The following is a 794-nucleotide window of genomic DNA, read 5'->3' as shown; positions in this document are numbered from 1 at the left end:
GGAGGACGTGTGTTCGCCAATTCCGAGGAACTGCTGCGGTACCTCAAGAACGAGGACGTGAAGTTCGTCGACGTTCGTTTCTGTGACCTGCCCGGTGTGATGCAGCACTTCAACCTGCCGGTCGAGTCCGTCAACGACGACCTGTTCACCGACGGCCTCGCGTTCGACGGCTCATCGATCCGCGGTTTCCAGGCGATCCACGAGTCGGACATGCTCCTGCTCCCGGACGTCGCCACCGCGTTCATCGACCCGTTCCGGGCGCAGAAGACCCTCGCGTTGAACTTCTTCATCCACGACCCGTTCACCCGCGAGGCCTACAGCCGCGACCCCCGCAACGTCGCCAAGAAAGCCGAGGCGTACCTCGCGGCCAGCGGCATCGCCGACACCGCCTACTTCGGCGCCGAAGCGGAGTTCTACATCTTCGACTCGATCCGCCACGAAACCTCCGCGCACCAGTCGTTCTACTACATCGACTCGATCGAGGGCGCCTGGAACACCGGCCGCGAAGAGCCCGGCGGCAACCGCGGCTACAAGACCGCGTACAAGGGCGGCTACTTCCCCGTCCCGCCGGTCGATCACTACGCCGACCTGCGCGACGCGATCGTGCGCCGCCTGGTCGACTCCGGCTTCAACGTGGAACGCTCACACCACGAGGTCGGCACCGCCGGCCAATCCGAGATCAACTACCGGTTCTCCACCCTGCTGCACGCCGCCGACCAACTCCAACTGTTCAAGTACATCGTCAAGAACGAAGCCTGGGCCAACGGCAAAACCGCCACCTTCATGCCCAAGCC

At 64.0% G+C, this 794-nt stretch carries 1 protein-coding gene; it reads left to right on the top strand.

The features are described from left to right. Positions 1–9: 9 nt before the first annotated feature. A partial coding sequence (locus EAD89_RS30165) for a glutamine synthetase beta-grasp domain-containing protein (RefSeq protein ID WP_199733698.1) occupies positions 10–794 on the top strand: 785 nt, incomplete at its 3' end.

It is taken from the genome of Micromonospora sp. BL4 (assembly GCF_003667505.1).
GTDB lineage: Bacteria > Actinomycetota > Actinomycetes > Mycobacteriales > Micromonosporaceae > Micromonospora.
This window is presented reverse-complemented; position numbering and strand designations above follow the sequence as displayed.